At 71.6% G+C, this 15,747-nt stretch carries 18 protein-coding genes, 1 tRNA gene and 1 riboswitch; of the genes, 16 read left to right on the top strand and 3 right to left on the bottom strand.

All coding sequences use genetic code 11. The annotated features are described in order from the left end of the window. Nucleotides 1–47: 47 nt before the first annotated feature. A complete protein-coding gene (locus A3862_RS16270) occupies nt 48–422 on the bottom strand; it encodes a restriction endonuclease (protein WP_111473806.1) in 375 nt (124 codons plus the stop codon). A 13-nt stretch (nt 423–435) separates the two neighbouring features. Further along, nucleotides 436–1,266 (bottom strand): alpha/beta hydrolase, encoded by an 831-nt coding sequence (locus A3862_RS16265; RefSeq protein WP_043378682.1) that lies wholly within the window; start codon nt 1,264–1,266, stop codon nt 436–438. Between the two features lie 119 nt (nt 1,267–1,385). Next, nucleotides 1,386–1,491, top strand: a riboswitch (TPP riboswitch). Between the two features lie 71 nt (nt 1,492–1,562). Between A3862_RS16265 and thiC the strand changes: the two genes are divergently transcribed. The 14 genes from thiC to A3862_RS31100 all read left to right on the top strand — a co-directional run bounded on the left by thiC (nt 1,563) and on the right by A3862_RS31100 (nt 12,055). Beyond that, complete coding sequence (gene thiC, locus A3862_RS16260; protein WP_111473805.1) at nt 1,563–3,449, top strand: phosphomethylpyrimidine synthase ThiC; 1,887 nt, start codon at nt 1,563–1,565, stop codon at nt 3,447–3,449. A gap of 743 nt (nt 3,450–4,192) precedes the next feature. Further along, on the top strand, nt 4,193–4,531 hold the full coding sequence (locus A3862_RS16255; RefSeq protein WP_111473804.1) for a hypothetical protein: 339 nt from the start codon (nt 4,193–4,195) through the stop codon (nt 4,529–4,531). 527 nt (nt 4,532–5,058) lie between these two features. Continuing rightward, nucleotides 5,059–5,133, top strand: a tRNA-Gly gene (locus A3862_RS16250). A 372-nt stretch (nt 5,134–5,505) separates the two neighbouring features. After that, nucleotides 5,506–5,799 carry a hypothetical protein gene (locus tag A3862_RS16245; protein ID WP_111473803.1) on the top strand — a complete coding sequence of 98 codons (294 nt, stop codon included), beginning with the start codon at nt 5,506–5,508 and terminating at the stop codon, nt 5,797–5,799. 5 nt (nt 5,800–5,804) lie between these two features. Next, complete coding sequence (locus A3862_RS16240) at nt 5,805–6,329, top strand: hypothetical protein (RefSeq protein WP_111473802.1); 525 nt, start codon at nt 5,805–5,807, stop codon at nt 6,327–6,329. An 84-nt stretch (nt 6,330–6,413) separates the two neighbouring features. Next, complete coding sequence (locus A3862_RS16235; protein ID WP_111473801.1) at nt 6,414–8,993, top strand: AAA family ATPase; 2,580 nt, start codon at nt 6,414–6,416, stop codon at nt 8,991–8,993. A 9-nt stretch (nt 8,994–9,002) separates the two neighbouring features. Continuing rightward, on the top strand, nt 9,003–9,239 hold the full coding sequence (locus A3862_RS31110) for a hypothetical protein (protein ID WP_124262987.1): 237 nt from the start codon (nt 9,003–9,005) through the stop codon (nt 9,237–9,239). Nucleotides 9,240–9,265: 26 nt separating this feature from the next. Further along, nucleotides 9,266–9,784: a hypothetical protein gene (locus A3862_RS31105; protein WP_124262986.1), complete on the top strand. Its 519-nt coding sequence runs from the start codon at nt 9,266–9,268 to the stop codon at nt 9,782–9,784. A 141-nt stretch (nt 9,785–9,925) separates the two neighbouring features. Then, complete coding sequence (locus A3862_RS16225) at nt 9,926–10,297, top strand: hypothetical protein (RefSeq protein ID WP_111473800.1); 372 nt, start codon at nt 9,926–9,928, stop codon at nt 10,295–10,297. Further along, nucleotides 10,294–10,542: a hypothetical protein gene (locus tag A3862_RS16220; RefSeq protein WP_111473799.1), complete on the top strand. Its 249-nt coding sequence runs from the start codon at nt 10,294–10,296 to the stop codon at nt 10,540–10,542. The genes A3862_RS16225 and A3862_RS16220 overlap by 4 nt, the downstream gene beginning before the upstream one ends. Next, the gene (locus A3862_RS16215) at nt 10,539–10,766 is read left to right on the top strand and encodes a hypothetical protein (protein ID WP_111473798.1); all 228 of its coding nucleotides are present in this window, start codon (nt 10,539–10,541) and stop codon (nt 10,764–10,766) included. The genes A3862_RS16220 and A3862_RS16215 overlap by 4 nt, the downstream gene beginning before the upstream one ends. Nucleotides 10,767–10,973: 207 nt before the next feature. Further along, nucleotides 10,974–11,417, top strand: a complete 444-nt coding sequence (locus tag A3862_RS16205) for a hypothetical protein (protein WP_111473796.1) — start codon at nt 10,974–10,976, stop codon at nt 11,415–11,417. Between the two features lie 38 nt (nt 11,418–11,455). Further along, nucleotides 11,456–11,806: a hypothetical protein gene (locus A3862_RS16200; protein ID WP_111473795.1), complete on the top strand. Its 351-nt coding sequence runs from the start codon at nt 11,456–11,458 to the stop codon at nt 11,804–11,806. Between the two features lie 45 nt (nt 11,807–11,851). Beyond that, nucleotides 11,852–12,055: a hypothetical protein gene (locus tag A3862_RS31100; protein WP_124262985.1), complete on the top strand. Its 204-nt coding sequence runs from the start codon at nt 11,852–11,854 to the stop codon at nt 12,053–12,055. A gap of 71 nt (nt 12,056–12,126) precedes the next feature. Here the strand turns inward: A3862_RS31100 and A3862_RS16195 are convergent, their stop codons facing one another. After that, complete coding sequence (locus A3862_RS16195; protein ID WP_111473794.1) at nt 12,127–12,447, bottom strand: hypothetical protein; 321 nt, start codon at nt 12,445–12,447, stop codon at nt 12,127–12,129. Nucleotides 12,448–12,977: 530 nt separating this feature from the next. Between A3862_RS16195 and A3862_RS16190 the strand changes: the two genes are divergently transcribed. Then, on the top strand, nt 12,978–15,140 hold the full coding sequence (locus A3862_RS16190) for a hypothetical protein (RefSeq protein WP_111473793.1): 2,163 nt from the start codon (nt 12,978–12,980) through the stop codon (nt 15,138–15,140). A gap of 41 nt (nt 15,141–15,181) precedes the next feature. Continuing rightward, nucleotides 15,182–15,694 carry a hypothetical protein gene (locus tag A3862_RS16185; protein WP_111473792.1) on the top strand — a complete coding sequence of 171 codons (513 nt, stop codon included), beginning with the start codon at nt 15,182–15,184 and terminating at the stop codon, nt 15,692–15,694. Nucleotides 15,695–15,747 lie beyond the last annotated feature (53 nt).

Genomic DNA, 15,747 nt, shown 5'->3' with positions numbered 1-15,747 from the left:
ATCGCCGCAACCTGCGGATGTGACGAACGGTCGGTAAACGCTGGCGGTCAGACCTTGCGCCGCGCCGACCGCCGCGCGCGGGTCATGCGCGTCGCGGCGTGAAAATCGTCCGGCCGGCCGCGCACCCAGGCGAGGAAGCGGGCTATCTCCGGATCGGTCCGCAGGGCTTCGAGATCGGCCAGGCGCTTGGCGATCTCGGCCTCACTGTAGCGTGCATGGATCGCCGAGTGGCAGATCTGGTGCAGGCGGACGGTACCGCGATGGGTTCCGCCCTTGAGCTTCGGGGTGAGGTGATGGAGGCTGGAGCGAGCGCGATGTGGAATCGGGCGCTCACAGAGCGGGCAGACCGGCTCGGGCCAGCCCTGCGCACCCGGTGCGTCCGGATCCTCGGCGCTCCAGCGCTGCGAGCGCCGTCCGACCACGCGCCCCCCTCTCCTATCCTTGCTGATCGACCGGCTGCGGGCAGGTCGGACCGACACGCTCTCTGAACATCGCCTCGGCCTCTCGGTCCCGCCCCCCCAGGATGGACACGTGGTCGCCCGGGATCACGGCGATCCGCGCCCGCGGGCCGGCTGCTGCGGCGAGGCCTTGCGCCAACTTGAGCGGCACCACCGTGTCGTCGCGTCCCTGCACGATCAGAACCGGCGCAGTTCCGCCACGGATGCGCGTGTCCGAGCGGTATGTGTCGCGCAGGAGCCAGATGGGGACTAGCGGGACATGCAGCCGCACGGTGTGGATCATCGAGTCGAACGGGGCCTCCAGGTAAAGCCCGATCGTCGGCACCCGTTCGGCGACTGCGACCGCGACGGCCGCCCCCAGCGAATGGCCGTGCAGCAGGATCGGCGCATCGGGCGCCTGTGCCCGCGCGGCGTTCACGGCCGCCAGGCCGTCGCGGATCAGGCCGTCTTCGCTGGGGCTGCCGGTCGAGCCGGGATAGCCGCGATAGGCCACGGTCAGCAGACCCCAGCCGCGCGCCCGCCACGGCTCCGCGGCGAAGCGCTCCGCGTGCGGTTCCGGGCGGGATCCATTGCCGTGGAAACTGACGATGACGCCGCAGCCCGGCCGCGGCGGCCGCCACAGTCCGTGCAGGGTTTCGCCATCCGAGGTCGCGACCGTGATCGTCGCGACCCCGGGCGGCACCGGCCAGGGTGTCGGCGGGCTGAAGGCGCCCGGATAGAGGAAGCGGCGCTGTCCGAGGGCGAGCGCGGCGCAGGCCAACCCGCAGAGCAGGAGCACGGCGAGCAGGAGGCCGGCGAGGAGTCGCATGCGATGCGGGGGAGGCCGTGGGGTTGAGAAGCGGATGCGTTCGATCGAACGGTTTTCGGGATGTGTTTTCTAGGGCGCCCGGTCAGCATTGACAAAGCCGTCCGCGCGCCTGAGTCTGGAACCGTTCCGAGGGGAGCCCCGCAGGGGGCTGAGATTGGGCACGCTGCCCTGACCCTTGAACCTGATCCGGCTCATACCGGCGGAGGGACGGGAACCTGCGGTCGCATGTCGCGCGGCCCCATCTCATCTCGGCCATCGCGTGGACCGGACTGCTCCAGCACGAGTAGAGGCCCACGATGAACGCACCCGTTCTCCCCAAGGACGTGAAAGGCAGCCCGGAGACCGTGACCACGGGTCCGGTGACCGGATCGCGCAAGGCCTATGCGAGCCCGGCTGGACGGCCGGACATCCGCGTCCCCTACCGCGAAATCGTCCTCTCCGATCCGAAGGAGGAACCGGTGCGGGTCTACGACCCGTCGGGCCCCTACACCGAGACCGACGCGCGGATCGACCTCAATGCCGGCCTCCCCGGCGTGCGCGAGCGCTGGATCGCGGCCCGCGGCTACGCAGCCGTCGCCCCGCGGGCGGTGAAGCCCGAGGATAACGGCTTCGCGGGCGACAAGCTCGTGGCCCCCTGTCCCGCCGAGCGGACCATCCGCAAGGCGGCCCCGGGCCAGAGGGTGACCCAGTACGAGTTCGCCCGCGCGGGGATCATCACCGAGGAGATGATCTACGTCGCCCATCGCGAGAACGTCTGCCGCGAGAAGATGCTTGCGGGCGCCGAGGCCGCACTCGCCGACGGCCAGAGCTTCGGGGCCTCGGTCCCGCCCTTCATCACCCCCGAATTCGTGCGCGACGAGATCGCCCGCGGCCGGGCGATCATCCCGGCCAACATCAACCACACCGAGCTGGAGCCGATGGCGATCGGCCGGAACTTCCTGGTCAAGATCAACGCCAATATCGGCAACTCGGCCGTGACCTCCTCGGCCGCCGACGAGGTCGAGAAGCTCGTCTGGTCGATCCGCTGGGGCGCCGACACGGTCATGGACCTGTCCACCGGCCGCAACATCCACAACATCCGCTCGTGGATCATCCGCAACAGCCCGGTCCCGATCGGCACGGTGCCGATCTATCAGGCGCTGGAGAAGGTCGGCGGCGACCCGCTCAAGCTCGACTGGGAGGTCTTCAAGGACACGCTGATCGAGCAGGCCGAGCAGGGCATCGACTACTTCACCATCCATGCGGGCGTGCGTCTCGCCCACGTGCCGCTGACCGCCCGGCGCGTCACCGGCATCGTCTCGCGCGGCGGCTCGATCATGGCGCGCTGGTGCCTGGCCGGGCACCGGGAATCGTTCCTCTACGAGCGGTTCGACGAGATCTGCGACATCATGCGGGCCTACGACGTGTCGTTCTCGCTGGGCGACGGCCTGCGCCCGGGCTCGATCGCCGACGCCAACGACGCCGCCCAGTTCGGCGAGCTGGAGACGCTGGGCGAGCTGACCAAGGTCGCCTGGGACAAGGGCTGCCAGGTGATGATCGAGGGCCCCGGCCACGTGCCGATGCACAAGATCAAGGTCAACATGGAGAAGCAGCTGAAGGAGTGCGGCGAGGCGCCGTTCTACACCCTCGGCCCGCTGACCACCGACATCGCCCCCGGCTACGACCATATCACCTCGGGCATCGGCGCCGCGATGATCGGCTGGTTCGGCACCGCGATGCTTTGCTACGTCACCCCGAAGGAGCATCTCGGCCTGCCCGACCGGGACGACGTGAAGACCGGCGTGATCACCTACAAGATCGCTGCCCACGCCGCCGACCTCGCCAAGGGCCACCCGGCCGCGCAGCTGCGCGACGACGCGCTCAGCCGCGCCCGGTTCGACTTCCGCTGGGAGGACCAGTTCAACCTGGGCCTCGATCCGGATACGGCCCGCCGCTACCACGACGAAACCCTGCCGAAGGACGCCCACAAGGTCGCGCATTTCTGCTCGATGTGCGGGCCGAAATTCTGCTCGATGAAGATCACCCAGGATCTGCGCGCCGAGGTGCTGGCGATGGAGGAAGCCGGCGAAGTCGTGGGCGCGTCGCCCGCGATGTCCAAGGCCGAGGCCGAAGCCGGCATGCGGGCCAAGTCGGAGGAGTTCCTGGCCGAGGGCGGCAAGCTCTACGTCGACGCCGCCGAGTGAGGCCAAGGCACGCCCGGTCCGATCCGGATGCGGGCGTGCCGCCGTTCCGCCCCGGCGTTCCACCGCACGGGGCCTCGATGTCGAGGACCGCTCCGGGTCGGGCGCCATTGGTACCGCGCATCGCCGCACGCATCTGATCCGCGGCGATGCCGACGGCCCGCGGGGTGCCCAGTTCGATGATCGGGGCGCAAATCCTTCTCTGATCCGCCTGGACAGAGCGGAGCGCTTCCAGTCGCAGGCGCTTCCTGTCAGGTGCCCCGTTGGCGCCCGACGCGGCCTTGCTGAGCAAGCGGGTATCCCGAGCCTGAAAATGGGCACCGGATGCAGCACTGCGGCTGCGCATGCGATCACGATGATACGGGCGCGTCCGTGGATGGCATGGAGCCGCGCAACGATCTCGAAGCGAGGCTTGCGGACAAACGGGTCACGCTTCCCCGATCCTCTCCGGTCTCCTGCACGGCGAGCGCGCGCATCGCGATGGCGAGCATCGGAAGATACCTGCCTGAACCGCTCTCCGGACGACACGGGATGGCCCGCGGTACCGTGGCGACTGAATGGATCAGATGCGCCACGAGCCGCCTCTCGGGGAGAAAGCCGCACGGATTTGTGTCGCAACGCTAACGGGATGTTCATCGCATCTCGGACCGCGAGCCACCATCCGGTGGATCTCCTGCTGCCGTTAACCGCTGGTTAGGCAGCCGCCCGTCTCAATCCTTCGATCACAGGATCGCAGGAGACCGGCCATGGAGATCCGTCCGCTGACACCCCCGACGCCGGGGCCGCAGGGCCTCGACGCCCTCGGCGCGACGGCCGCCGCCGCCGTGACGCAGGAGGCCCCCGTGCCCCAGAGCACATCCGCGCCCCTCGAACCCGCGGTGAAGCTCGACATCGGCGCAAACGGCGGTAAGGCGCGCTACATTCAGGACCCGGACACGAGCACGATCGTCTTCCAGGTGGTTGATCCCGCGTCCGGCAACGTGATCGATCAACTCCCCAGCGAAACCGCTCTGCGCAATCGCGCCTACGATTCCGCACGCGGCACGCAGGGGGCACAGACTGGCAGCCTCTCCCGCGTCGCCTGAATACCGTCGGTCAGACGCGCAGCCAGCGGCCCGACGCAGCGGGCGGGGCCCGGGCTGAACCGCGAAGGGGCCAGGAGAGCCACCAGAGCAAGCCGCCACGCGACGAGGAGGCTGTTCTCGACAGGCGGCGCCGGGGCCGGGATTGCGATCGACCGGCTTCGAGACGACGAGTTCACTGCCGTCCAGGGCACACAGAAATCGCGCTGATTCGCGCGCATGGCCATGCAGGGGTCGGATGCCGGGCCGCGAAGTCTGTGATCCGGGTCAGCGCCTCCACCGGATCGCAAAGCGTATCCGAACCCATCGCGCCTTCGCCGGGCAGCACAAGGAAGATCGCCCTCGGAACCGTGATCCTTTTATGTGCCGCGGACAGTTCGCGTGAGATTTTTCGGGACTCGGAGCCGCTCTGAGAGGTTCCCATGCGTTTGACGCCATCACCGTCGAACTGCTAGACGGTTGGCGCACATGAAGGCCTGGGACCGGACGGATCGACCGTCGTCAACGCCGGATCCGGACCAGTCATGTGGGCGGGCGTAGTTCAGTGGTAGAACGTCAGCTTCCCAAGCTGAATGTCGTCGGTTCGATCCCGATCGCCCGCTCCAATCTCTTCAGGCACTTAGCTGGGGTCGGTGGTATCCCGGAAACGAGGGATACCACGGGGATACCACCCCCAGCCTTCCGACACGGCCCTTGCGGCGCCCCGATTCGAGGGCGATCTTCGCCTCGACCCGTGCGGGCGCAGGCGATTGCCGAGGCCCCTCGCGAACGCCGCAAGGCTTGTCGGGACCGCCTACGCCAAGGCTAGGACACCCGGCATAAGGCACGGGCCGCAAGACCGTCGACCGCCAGCGTCAGGGTCCCCGGCAGCCGTCAAGTCCGGCCGGGACACCTCAAGGGCGGGAGCGCCGCGGCGGCGCCCGGGGACGTTCGCGAGCTCCTTTGACGGTCCCGGCGCGAGCTGACACGGCACCGGCATGACCGGTCCCCTCTATCCCTCCCAGGACGGCCCCGGCGCCGGCGCGGTCGTCGAGGTCGCGGTCCGCGTCATGGTCGGCCCGGACCGGTCCACGGTCGTCGTCCGCCGCGGCGGGGAGCCCGTCGTCCTGCACGAGGTCCGCCCGCACGGGGCGGAGGCGGACGGCCTGGGCGCTTCCGTCGAGGCCGCCGTCCGCGAGGGGCTGGCGCGGCTGCTAGAGCCGCCTTCCGCTCGGACCGGCTGGCGCGCCGGAGCCACCGTGCTATCCCGGGCGCCATGGATATCCGCCTAGAATACATGCGCGACGATCTGTGGCCGTGCCCGGACGGCTGGACCGTCGTCGGGCGCGTCGGCCGCCAGTCCCTCGCCTATGACCCTGAGCGGCGACCGTACCTGCTCAGCGAAGGTGAGCAACCGGTGCCGCTCGACCCGGCCGTCGTCAACGCGTCCCTCTACGCGGCCATCGAGGCCGCCGCCTTACGGCTCTGGCCTGGTGGATGGGCGGTGCCCCTCAGCGACGTCTTCAAGCTCGACAGGCGTGCCGTCACGCCAAGCCGGATAGCCAAGAAAGGCCTGCACCCGCGCGTGCTGCGCGCCCTGGGCCGCTTGGCCGAGGATCACTACGGCGAGGCTGCAAGCCGAGGCTATCTCCTCGTCGCCCTGGCCCGCTACGTCGACCGGTACCATTGGCCTCGCGACAGCTTGCATGGGAGCCGCGAGGACGTGAGCCGTGACGTCGAATTCTGCATGGACGCGCTCATCAACGCGCGGTCACGCGGACCGGTATTCCCGTCCAAGCGAACGGAGGCCGACGAGGACTGAGCCCTTAACGCTTTCGCAAGGATTGGCGGTGTATTGTTTGGGTATCGACGCGCGCTTCCGGTGCGGGTCGTTCGGAGAAATCTGATGACGCAGCCCCTCTCAAGGGGTGCGGCGCCGCTTGAGCATGTCCTGGCCGGGAAGGCCGGGCTGCATCGCGGCCGCATCCCCAGCGACCTCTCAGCCCGCATCCTCGCCATCGCGCCCTCGACGGCGCGCCGCAACCGCGCCGCCGTCCTGCGCGAATGCGGCGGAGACGCGTTCCTCGCCGCCCTCTGCCTGTCCCTGCACGCGACATGCCTGGACACGCTCGCCTCGCCCGAGGGCACCGTCGACGACGGCATGCTGGAGCCCCTGTTCCTCGCCTGGAGCTCGCTCCGGCGCACCGAGGCCACGTGGCGCGACGAAGGAGCGGCTGCCTGGCTGTCCACAGCGGGCGTCAATGCTTCGGCGCGCGCCATCCTGCATGACGCCCTGACGCTGTATCTGCACATGCTCGGCCACCGCGCGGCGACGCCGGTCCTCGTCGACACGCTCTGGGCCTACGCCCGGAGCGGGAGCGATTACGCCGGTGCCTTCGTCCTGCGCGCCTCCGGAGTGGCGCTGCTCGACGAGGGTAGCGACGACGAGCTTCCGGAGATCGTCCCCTACTGGGACCCGGCGGACCCCCTCGGCATCGCGGAGGTTCACGCCAAGACGTACTTCCGGTCGACGAACGCGGCGACCTTGCTGTCGCGTCCGACGCACGCCGAGGAGGTGGACGACGACCGCGTGGGCGTGAACCGCGAGGAGGCTCCGGACGCGGCCGACGAGGCACTCTCCCCCGTCGAGCTCGCCGTCCTCCGCCAGCTCGCCCGCACGCTCGACGCGGTCCCGGGGCTGCGGCAGGCGCTCGCGGAACGGGACGTCGTCGTCACGGTCGACGTCCCGGAGGCCCTGTCGCTCCGGGCGTTGGACGACGTGCCGGGCGCCGCGCCCGGCCTGCCGACGGGGCTGCGGAAGCACCTCGTTAAGGAGCCGCCCAAGGCCCACGAGCGGGACCGGCGCGCGCGCGAGTTCCTGGCCCTGCTGCGTAAGCCGGGCGCGATCCTGTGCCTGTCCCCGGACGCGGCGTCCCACCTGCCGGCGGCGGCGCTGCTGGCGGCGGAGCACCGCCTGACGCTGTCCCCCATCGACGCGTCCGACGTCGCCGCCGCGATCCGCTCGACGACGGGCGCCGCCTGCTCTCCGCAGGACAGGCGCGCTCTCGACGGGCTGCGCGTCTCCGCGGAGCACTTGGCTGTCTCCGTCCGTCCCGGGCGGGCGCCGGCGGACTGCGTCGCCCACCTTGTCCGCCTGGCGGCACCGCCGGCGCCGACGGGTCGCGGGCGGAACATCACGCTGGACGAGCTCCACGGCTGCCGCGAGGTCGTGGCGTACGGCCGGGAGCTGATCCGGGATCTCCAGGCGTGGAGGGACGGCGCGCCCTGGTCGTCGGTCGCAAGTGGCGCGCTTCTGGCCGGCGCGCCTGGAACCGGCAAGACCCTGGCCGCCCAGGCCATCGCCGCCAGCGCGGGGATTCCCCTCCTGGCCGGGTCGCTGGCGCAGTGGCAGGCCGAGGACCAGGCCCATCTCGGGACGACGCTCCGGGCGATGAGGCGCTTCTTCGCCGAGGCCAAGGCGCTTGCGGCCGGGGGGCGCGGCTGCCTGCTCCTCGTGGACGAGTGCGACGTTTTCGTCGACCGGCGCACCGTGCGGCACGAGCATGCCGACTACGTCCTGGGCATCGTCAACGGGTTCCTCGAATGCGTGGACGGCGTAGGCGGCCGGGAGGGCGTCATCGTCGTCGGCACGACCAACGACGCCAACCGCGTCGACCCCGCCATCCGGCGCCCGGGACGGCTCGGACGGCACATCGAGATCGGGCTGCCGGACGCCGGGGAGCGCGTGGCGATGCTGCGCGTGCGCCTGGGCGACGACCTGGCGGGGGCCGACCTGCTGCCGGTCGCGTACCGGACCGAGCGCTACACCGGCGCCATGATCGAGGCCGTCGTCGAGGACGCCCGCCGCCGGGCGAGGCACGCCGGGCGCCCGCTGGCCCTCGAAGACCTTCTCGCGGTGGCGGGCGCGGGCGACGAGGCGACCCCGGCTGCCGTCCTCGACCGCATCGCCATCCACGAGGCCGGGCACGCGCTGATGGCGTCGCTGGCCGGGACGGGACGGGACATCGTCGTCGCACTCCAGTCCGGCGGCGAGGGCGGCTGGGTCTCGTTCCGCGACGGGAACCGGGGCGTCTGGACGCGCGCCGCCGTCGAGGAGCACGTGCGGATCATGCTGGGCGGCCGGGCGGCCGAGGAGACGCTGCTCGACAGCGCGAGCTCCGGGGCCCGCCAGGACCTGCTGACGGCGACCCGCATGGCCGTCAGCCTTGTGGGCGAATGGGGGATGGGCGGCCGGGGCCTCGTCGCCGTCGAGCAGGACCCGGCCATGGCCATCGCGGCGGACCCCCTCCTGCGCCGGGACGTGCAGGAGATGCTCGACCGGCTCTACGAGGAGACCCTGGCAACGGTCCGCCCGCACGCCGACGCCGTCCGCCGCATCGCCGACGCCCTGGTCGAGCGGCGCAGGCTCGATGGCGCCGAGGTGGCCTGCCTGGTCGCCGAGCCCGCCGCGGTCACGGCCCGCTAAGGGCCCACCGTGACGCTCCTCCAGCCTCCCAGCCACGCGGGCCAGCTCCGCGTCAGCAGCTTGCTGCTCGCCTCTGCGCTCTCCCGCGCCGGCGACGACGCCCTCCTCGCCGACGGCGTCCGCGTCGTCGCCGACATGGCGGCCCGCGTGGCCGCCGGCGAGCTCGACGCCGAGACGGCCGCCGCCGACGCGGGCCGCCTCGCCCGCTCCCTTACCCGTTCGGTGTCGCATCGCGACCCCTTCTGACGACTTTCACCCACAAGGAGAAACCCATGGCCGAACCCAACAGCACCAACAGGAAGCGGCAGCGGGCGCCCCTCGTCACGTCCGCAGACTGCGAAGCCCTGCAGGCAGTCTACGCCCTCTCCGCCAACGCCGTTCATCGCATCGACGCCGCCGCGCGGGCGGGCATGATCTGCGAGCTCCTGGCGGGCGCGCACAGCAAGCGCGTCGTCCGCGCGATCCGGCTGGCCGTCCGCGGGCAGATGCCGCCGGCCCAGGCCGCGCTCGAAATCGCGCAGTCCGAGTACGAGGCCTTCCGCAAGGCCCCGCTGCATGTCCATGACGAGGCCACCAGGCCTGCCGTTCGCGAAGCGGTGCGCCAGAAGCCCGTTCAGCAGCCGCCGTGCCCGCCCCAGCCCTTGTGTCGGCCGCATCTGCCGACGCCCAACCCGGCTTGGCACATGAAGGAGCAGGGCGACGAATACGACCAGGCCATGGAGGAGTACCTCGCCATGGCCCCCGACGGTCCCCCCGAGGACGACGAGCCCGGGGCCCCCGATGCCGCGTAGCCCCGCCTCCGCCGGGGCCGCCCGAATAGGACGGCCGATCCCGGGCGCGCACGAACGCGCGCCCCGACCCGGCCAAGCCGGCATGCCCGTCCCCGGCGCGTCCCCCCGCGCCGCCGTCGTCATCCTCCCGGAACGCCCGCCATGACCGAGCAGCCCCCCGTCCACGTGCATTTTCACCGCCGTCTGAAGATGTGGTCGATCCTTCGCAAGCGCCGCCTCATCGGACACGCGCCCTCACTGGTCCTCACCGGGTGCATCATGCGCGCGAGCGAGGCGGGTCGCCTCCGGTGCCTGGCCGCTGCGCGCCGCGAAGTCGTGGCGACCATCGAAGGCATCCTCGCCGACGGCGCCCGGCCGGCCGACGCCGTCCGCATCGGGTACAGGCCGACCGAGCAGGGCTTCCGGCGCCGCGACACCGGCGCCGTCGTCACCGCTGCCGCCGCCGTCTGGTTCGAGCCCGACGGCACCGCCTGGGCGGCATCCCCCATCCCCTCCATGGAGACCCTGTCATGACCGATCCCACCCTTACCGCGGTTGCCGACCGCATCCAGGCCGCCTGGGAGAGCGGCGAGGCCTGCTCGCTCGTCGGGCGTGGCGCCCGGGCGCGCGTCCTGCGGGCGGCCCGCCTCGTCGAGGCCGGGCTTTTGCCGCTCGACGAGGCCCACCGCGTCGCGGCGCGGGCCTGGTCCCTCGCCGCGGGCGTCGAGCCCCTCCCTGCGCCGCCCGTCGGCGATGAAGCTTCGGAGGCGCTGTCGTGATCGCAACTCGATTCCTCATCGCTCTCCTCGCCCTCGCCGCGGCGGCCTCGGCCCTTGCCGCCGAGGCCCCGTTCCCTTCGCGCGGGGACATCTGGCGCTACGGCGTACAGGCCCCCGGGGACCGCGGCGTCACGCGCTACGCCACCGTCGAGGCCACGCCGGCGGGCGTGGACTGGACCGTCACGGTGACGTGCGGCACGACGTCAGGACCGGCAAGGTCCTGACGCGCCACGTTGGCCGGGGCACGAGCGGCCGCGGCCGCGGCCCTGGCCTCGGCGGCACGTACGTCGTCGAGGGCGTGAGGCAGAATTTCATCGTCACGCTCAAGGGCGACGCCCTCGACGTGCCCGGGCAGTTCACCGATAGCCGCTGCGCCTCCGGCGTGGGCCAACTTTCGACGGGCGACTAGCCCCCGTCCGCGGAGACCACCCATGACCGCCATCCGCATCCTCGCCACCGTCCTGGCCGTCCTCGCCACCGTCCCGGCCGAGGCGGCCCGCCAAGCCAAGCCCGCGCCGGAGCCGGGGCCGTTCCCCCAGGCCGGCGACCGCTTCCTCCTGGCGGTGCGCGGCCCCACCGTAGGCGGCCGCGCGGGATTCGCGCGGGTCTACGCCTCGCCGGCCGGCCGGGACGGCTGGACGACGACGGTGACGTGCGGGACCGTCGACGTCCGGACCGGGCGCGAGCGGATCGAGCTCCAGGCCCCCGGGAACGCCTACCGCGACCGCAACAGCTTCACCGGCACATGGACGCCCCTGGGCGGCGGGCAGCTGCGTGTGTGGAGCATGACCCGGCAGGACGGCCTGGACGTGACGGTCGCGATGAGCGGCCCGTGCCCCGACCGCGGCACCGGCGACGTCTCGTCTGGTGACTAGCCAGGGCGAGGGATAGCCTCGGCCGAAGGAGACGGGACATGCGCAGCAGCCGGTGGGACGACGAGACGACGGACGGTCCGGAGCCGTCGTCCGAGGAGCACGCCGCGACCGAGGCGGCCCGGCGCCGGCGCGAGGTCGGCGAGGCGGTGCGCCACGTCCGGCTCGCGCGCCGCATGCCAGTCCGTCGCCTGGCCATCGTGACCGGCATCCCCGAGCGCACCATCGACGACTTGGAGGCGGGCCACCCGGTCGACGTCGGCACCGCCATCCTGGTGACGGAGGCGGTCCGCCTCGATGTTGTGTCGGCCATGACACGGCTCGCCAGGAACGTGCCCGAGGCCACTCCGCAGGTCGACGAGGACGCCCTTCTCCCGTCCCCGCTGGACTAGCGCGGCCGTTGGGATCCTCGATCATCCCGCCAGGAGGACCTCGTCATGGACGGGACATTGGCGACGTGGGCGATCTGCGCCATCGGCCCGGCGATGGCCGGATGGGCCGCCGTGGGCACGCCGCGGATCGCGGTGAGCACTTCCGAGCATCGCGGCGGCATACCGCGTGTGCGCGCCGAAACCCACAACGGGGAAATCGACTCTTCGGCGACATTCGTCGTCACGCGGGCTGCGACATCTGCGCGCTGAGCCCCCAACGATTTCACCAACAGGATGGTGTCGAAGGCGTTGTTGAACTGGCGTCCCGTGTTGGGGGTTCGCTAAGCGGCGATGCCGGCGGTGTGCAGGGCGAAGATGAAGGCCGAGGTCAGCGCCATCTCCAGGTCGAGCAGGTCGCCCTCGTTCCGGACGGTCCAGTGGGCCACGATCCGGGCCTGCTCCTGCTCGGACGGATGCTCCCCGGCGACGAGCCCGGAACGGTCGACGCGGATGAGGAACCCGCCCATCGCCTCAATGGCGTCGGCCTCGTTAACGAACCGAACGTCGTTGACGACCACGCGCTTGCCCTCGCTCCAGGCCCGCTCGACCTGCGCCCGGGCGAGCCGGAGCCGGAGCCAGAGGCCTAACCTCCGCTTCCCCATCCCGAGCGACGACGGTCCTTGCCGGACGGCGATGGCGGGCGGTCAAGGCCGGCCCGGGATCGGCCCTTCGTCCCGGGGACGTGACAACCGGAACGGGGGGTCTGTCGAGAGGAGCGGCCCATCCTATGCGGATGGAGTGGTATAAGGATCGGGGGGAAGGACTGACCGTTTCGGGTCCCACGGTCCGGGCTACCGTCCCAGGGGTCACGTGGGGCTGCGCGGGAGGGGGCTCGGCAACCAGCGTGACAACTCGAACGGGGGTCGCGTCGAGTGGACCGGGGCGTCCCATGCGGATGGAGGGGTATAGAAGTCGGGGGAGGAATGGGACGGTCGGGGGACCTGCGGTTCGGGTTTCCATCCCCGGGGTCTCGTCAAGGCCTCCGGCTGGGGGCTATCGGCGAAGCGGCGTGACAACACGAATCCTCGAAAAACCTGCCCTTCGCGTAGACGAAATGCGCGATTGGCCGTTGCGGTATGCGGATGCACCCGTATAGTAGTCGGTGGGGAATGTTCCCCGGAGCAGCGTCGCCGTGTCAGCGTCGGTCGAGATCTTCGACGTCCTCCGCCTCCAGGCCTACGCCTTCGTGGGCCGCGTCCACCGGAAGACCGGCGCCCCGGTCACGGAGGAGGCCATGGCGTCGTTCCTCGGCGAGGCCGTGAAGCGGTACGTGGCCGGCGGCGGCGTCGGCGAGCTCACCGACGCGGTCATCGAGGACACGTGCCGGTCCATCACCCGCTTCTGCGTCGCCATGCCGGTGCGGGTTCAGAGCGCTGCGCGGAAGCGCCTGTTCGACGCCATGAGCCCGAGGGGCAAGGCTTGGGCGAAGGCGGACCTGCAGCGGCAGGCTCGGGCGACGAAGGGCCGGAAGGCACACAGGAGCCTACGGGTCGACCGCACCCGGCTCCGGTCCTACGTCGAGCGCGAGGCTGCGCTGTTCTGCGCCGTTCCCGGGCAGGCGTGCACCGACGAGGAGCGGATCGCCGTCGTCGACGCCGTGACCCAGTTTTCGGGGAACATGAGACCGGGCCGCCCCGCCGCCGTCCGTCCGAACCGCACCGCGGAGGGGATGCAGGAGACGGACTTCCAGATCGGGCAAGTCCTCGGCTACGAGAAGGCGATGGCGGAATATGAGGGGCGCGAGCCTCGCCGTCTCTCCATCGACGTCATCCACTCCCGTCTGCAGACGGAGTGGGTCGTCCTGGACGGCGGCCGGACGTCGAAGGGGCTGCCCGGCGTGACGCGGGCCTCGGTCCGCGGCGCCGTCGAGCGGTCGCTGGGGCAGCCTCGGCGGGCCGCCGCCCTCGACCGCCTGCCCCCGACTGCACGCGACCTCGCCGGCGCCCTGGAAGCCGAGCTCCCGCGGAACCGCATCTCGGTCGTCGAGACCGACGCCGTCGCCCGGAAACTCTGGGCCCCGGCCAGGACGCCCGAGGGCCGTCGCCAGCATGTCTGCCGCCTGCGCGTCGCCACCGCGGCCATCGAGGACGCGGGCATCGGCCTGCACCTCGCCGTCGTCGGATCGCATGTGGTCGTCGGGCGCGGCCGGAAGCTTCCCGAAGGCGACGCACTCCAAGCCCTCGTCGACGGCGCCGTCAACCCGGTGCGCGGGCGCCGTCGCGTCACGGTTCTGTCGAGGGGCCTCGTGCCGTCCCGCCAGGGCCTGTGGGGGACCGAGGAAGGCGACATCGCCAAGTCGGTGTGCCGCGTCGCCGCGAGCCAAGGCGGGCACGACGACGTGTACGTGACCCTTTCCGCCGCCGGGCAGGGCGGGGCCGCGGACGACTTCTCGGCCGTCTGGGACGGGGCCGGCGAGCCCGTGCAGCACGACAGCCTCGTCCTGGCCGACGCCGTCGAGAAGGCGGCGCAGAGCTATGCCTACGGGAAGCTCTCGCCCCAGGCCTCGTCCGGCGTCGAGCTCGTCCGCACCGTCGTCACCAAGGCGCGGGACGCGGGGCTCGACCAGGCTTGGGCCGCCTACGTCGCCAAGGGCGCCATCGCCGACCGCCTCCTCCGCAGCACGAACGGCGCGCGGGAGCGTGTCCGGCGCATCGGGGCGGCCCTGTCCCGGGCCACGTGCCCGGAGGCCTGGGAGGCGGCGATCTTGCTCGATGCCTATTCCGTCCGCCCCGGCCGCCGCCACTCGCACCCGGTCGTTACGATGCCCCGCGCGCCCAAGCCCGTCGCTGCCCCCGCGCCAGCCCCGCAGGCCGAGTTCTACCCGACGCACGTCAAGGACGCCTCGCTCTCGAAGGACATGATCGACGAGATCAAGGCCCACTGGAGCGTCAACGCGGTGCGGCCGGCGATGCAGGCCATGCGGGCCATCTACCTCGGCTACGACATTGAGGACGCGAAGCAGTTCGACCTCGACGAGCTCGCGGTCCCGGCGACTGTGGATGAAGTCGCGGAGGGACTCCGGCGCGTCTTGAGGTGGTGGAAGACGCCGGAGCTCGCGATGGTCGCGAGCCTCGACGAGGAACTGAGGGGCGCGCTGCGCCAGGCCATCGTCAACGCGGGCGTCGCCCTGCGCGAGCACGGCAGCCTGGCGTTCCGCTACGCCGCCGGCGTTGTCCTGGTCATCGCGGCCTATGCCGGTTCGGTCGACGGTGCGCGCAGCCTGCCCCGTCGCCTCACCGAGGCGGACGAGCGGTTCCGGTGGGGGATCACGCGCATGGCGGACGCAGCCGCCTGACGCCCTAGTGGGATGCATGGTCGAGGGGCACGATGCTCTCCATGACCGAGCCCCGCACCCGCGAACGCGAGACGTCCGCCGCCCGCCGCCGCGCCGCCGCCGCCGACCGCGCCTGCCGGTGGCGCGAGGAGCAGCGCGAGGCCGAGCTCGCCCGCGAGGCCGAGAACGCCACCCTGCGGACCGAGGTCACCGCGCTGCGGGCCGAGTGCCAGGCCGCCGCAGTCCGCGAGGATAAGGCCGCCCGGCTGCGTGCGGAGCTCTACACTCTGCGCGCCGAGCGTGACTGGCTCTGGACGCACTTCGACCGTCTGGCCAAGGCCGACACCGTCGACGAGGACGTCATCAGGGCCCTCATCAAGATGGGCGCGATCCGCCGCTCCCCGGCCAGTCCGCTCGCCATCGGCCGGCCCACGGTCTCGGTAAGCGACGCCATCAACGTGGCGGGCCTGGTTCGGTGCGGCGGACAGGAAGCAGGGCAGGCAGCGTACGACGCGGCTCGCGCCCATGTCCTTGAGCGCGTCGCCATGCTCGTCCCGACGTCCTACGATGCGTAGGGGCACCGCCTGCGTCGCGCGGAGGCGTGGGAGGGTGTCACCGAGATCAAGAG

This window comes from Methylobacterium sp. XJLW (assembly GCF_003254375.1).
GTDB classification, from domain to species: Bacteria; Pseudomonadota; Alphaproteobacteria; order Rhizobiales; family Beijerinckiaceae; genus Methylobacterium; species Methylobacterium fujisawaense.
This window is presented reverse-complemented; position numbering and strand designations above follow the sequence as displayed.

Coding starts and splice junctions, on each gene's coding strand:
- A3862_RS16220 (WP_111473799.1), top strand. CDS start 10,294: ATGACCGATCCCACCCTTACCGCGGTTGCCGACCGCATCCAGGCCGCC.
- A3862_RS31105 (WP_124262986.1), top strand. CDS start 9,266: ATGGCCGAACCCAACAGCACCAACAGGAAGCGGCAGCGGGCGCCCCTC.
- A3862_RS16200 (WP_111473795.1), top strand. CDS start 11,456: ATGCGCAGCAGCCGGTGGGACGACGAGACGACGGACGGTCCGGAGCCG.
- A3862_RS16255 (WP_111473804.1), top strand. CDS start 4,193: ATGGAGATCCGTCCGCTGACACCCCCGACGCCGGGGCCGCAGGGCCTC.
- A3862_RS16195 (WP_111473794.1), bottom strand. CDS start 12,447: ATGGGGAAGCGGAGGTTAGGCCTCTGGCTCCGGCTCCGGCTCGCCCGG.
- A3862_RS16205 (WP_111473796.1), top strand. CDS start 10,974: ATGACCGCCATCCGCATCCTCGCCACCGTCCTGGCCGTCCTCGCCACC.
- thiC (WP_111473805.1), top strand. CDS start 1,563: ATGAACGCACCCGTTCTCCCCAAGGACGTGAAAGGCAGCCCGGAGACC.
- A3862_RS16225 (WP_111473800.1), top strand. CDS start 9,926: ATGACCGAGCAGCCCCCCGTCCACGTGCATTTTCACCGCCGTCTGAAG.
- A3862_RS16235 (WP_111473801.1), top strand. CDS start 6,414: ATGACGCAGCCCCTCTCAAGGGGTGCGGCGCCGCTTGAGCATGTCCTG.
- A3862_RS16245 (WP_111473803.1), top strand. CDS start 5,506: ATGACCGGTCCCCTCTATCCCTCCCAGGACGGCCCCGGCGCCGGCGCG.
- A3862_RS16240 (WP_111473802.1), top strand. CDS start 5,805: ATGCGCGACGATCTGTGGCCGTGCCCGGACGGCTGGACCGTCGTCGGG.
- A3862_RS16265 (WP_043378682.1), bottom strand. CDS start 1,266: ATGCGACTCCTCGCCGGCCTCCTGCTCGCCGTGCTCCTGCTCTGCGGG.
- A3862_RS31100 (WP_124262985.1), top strand. CDS start 11,852: ATGGACGGGACATTGGCGACGTGGGCGATCTGCGCCATCGGCCCGGCG.
- A3862_RS16185 (WP_111473792.1), top strand. CDS start 15,182: ATGACCGAGCCCCGCACCCGCGAACGCGAGACGTCCGCCGCCCGCCGC.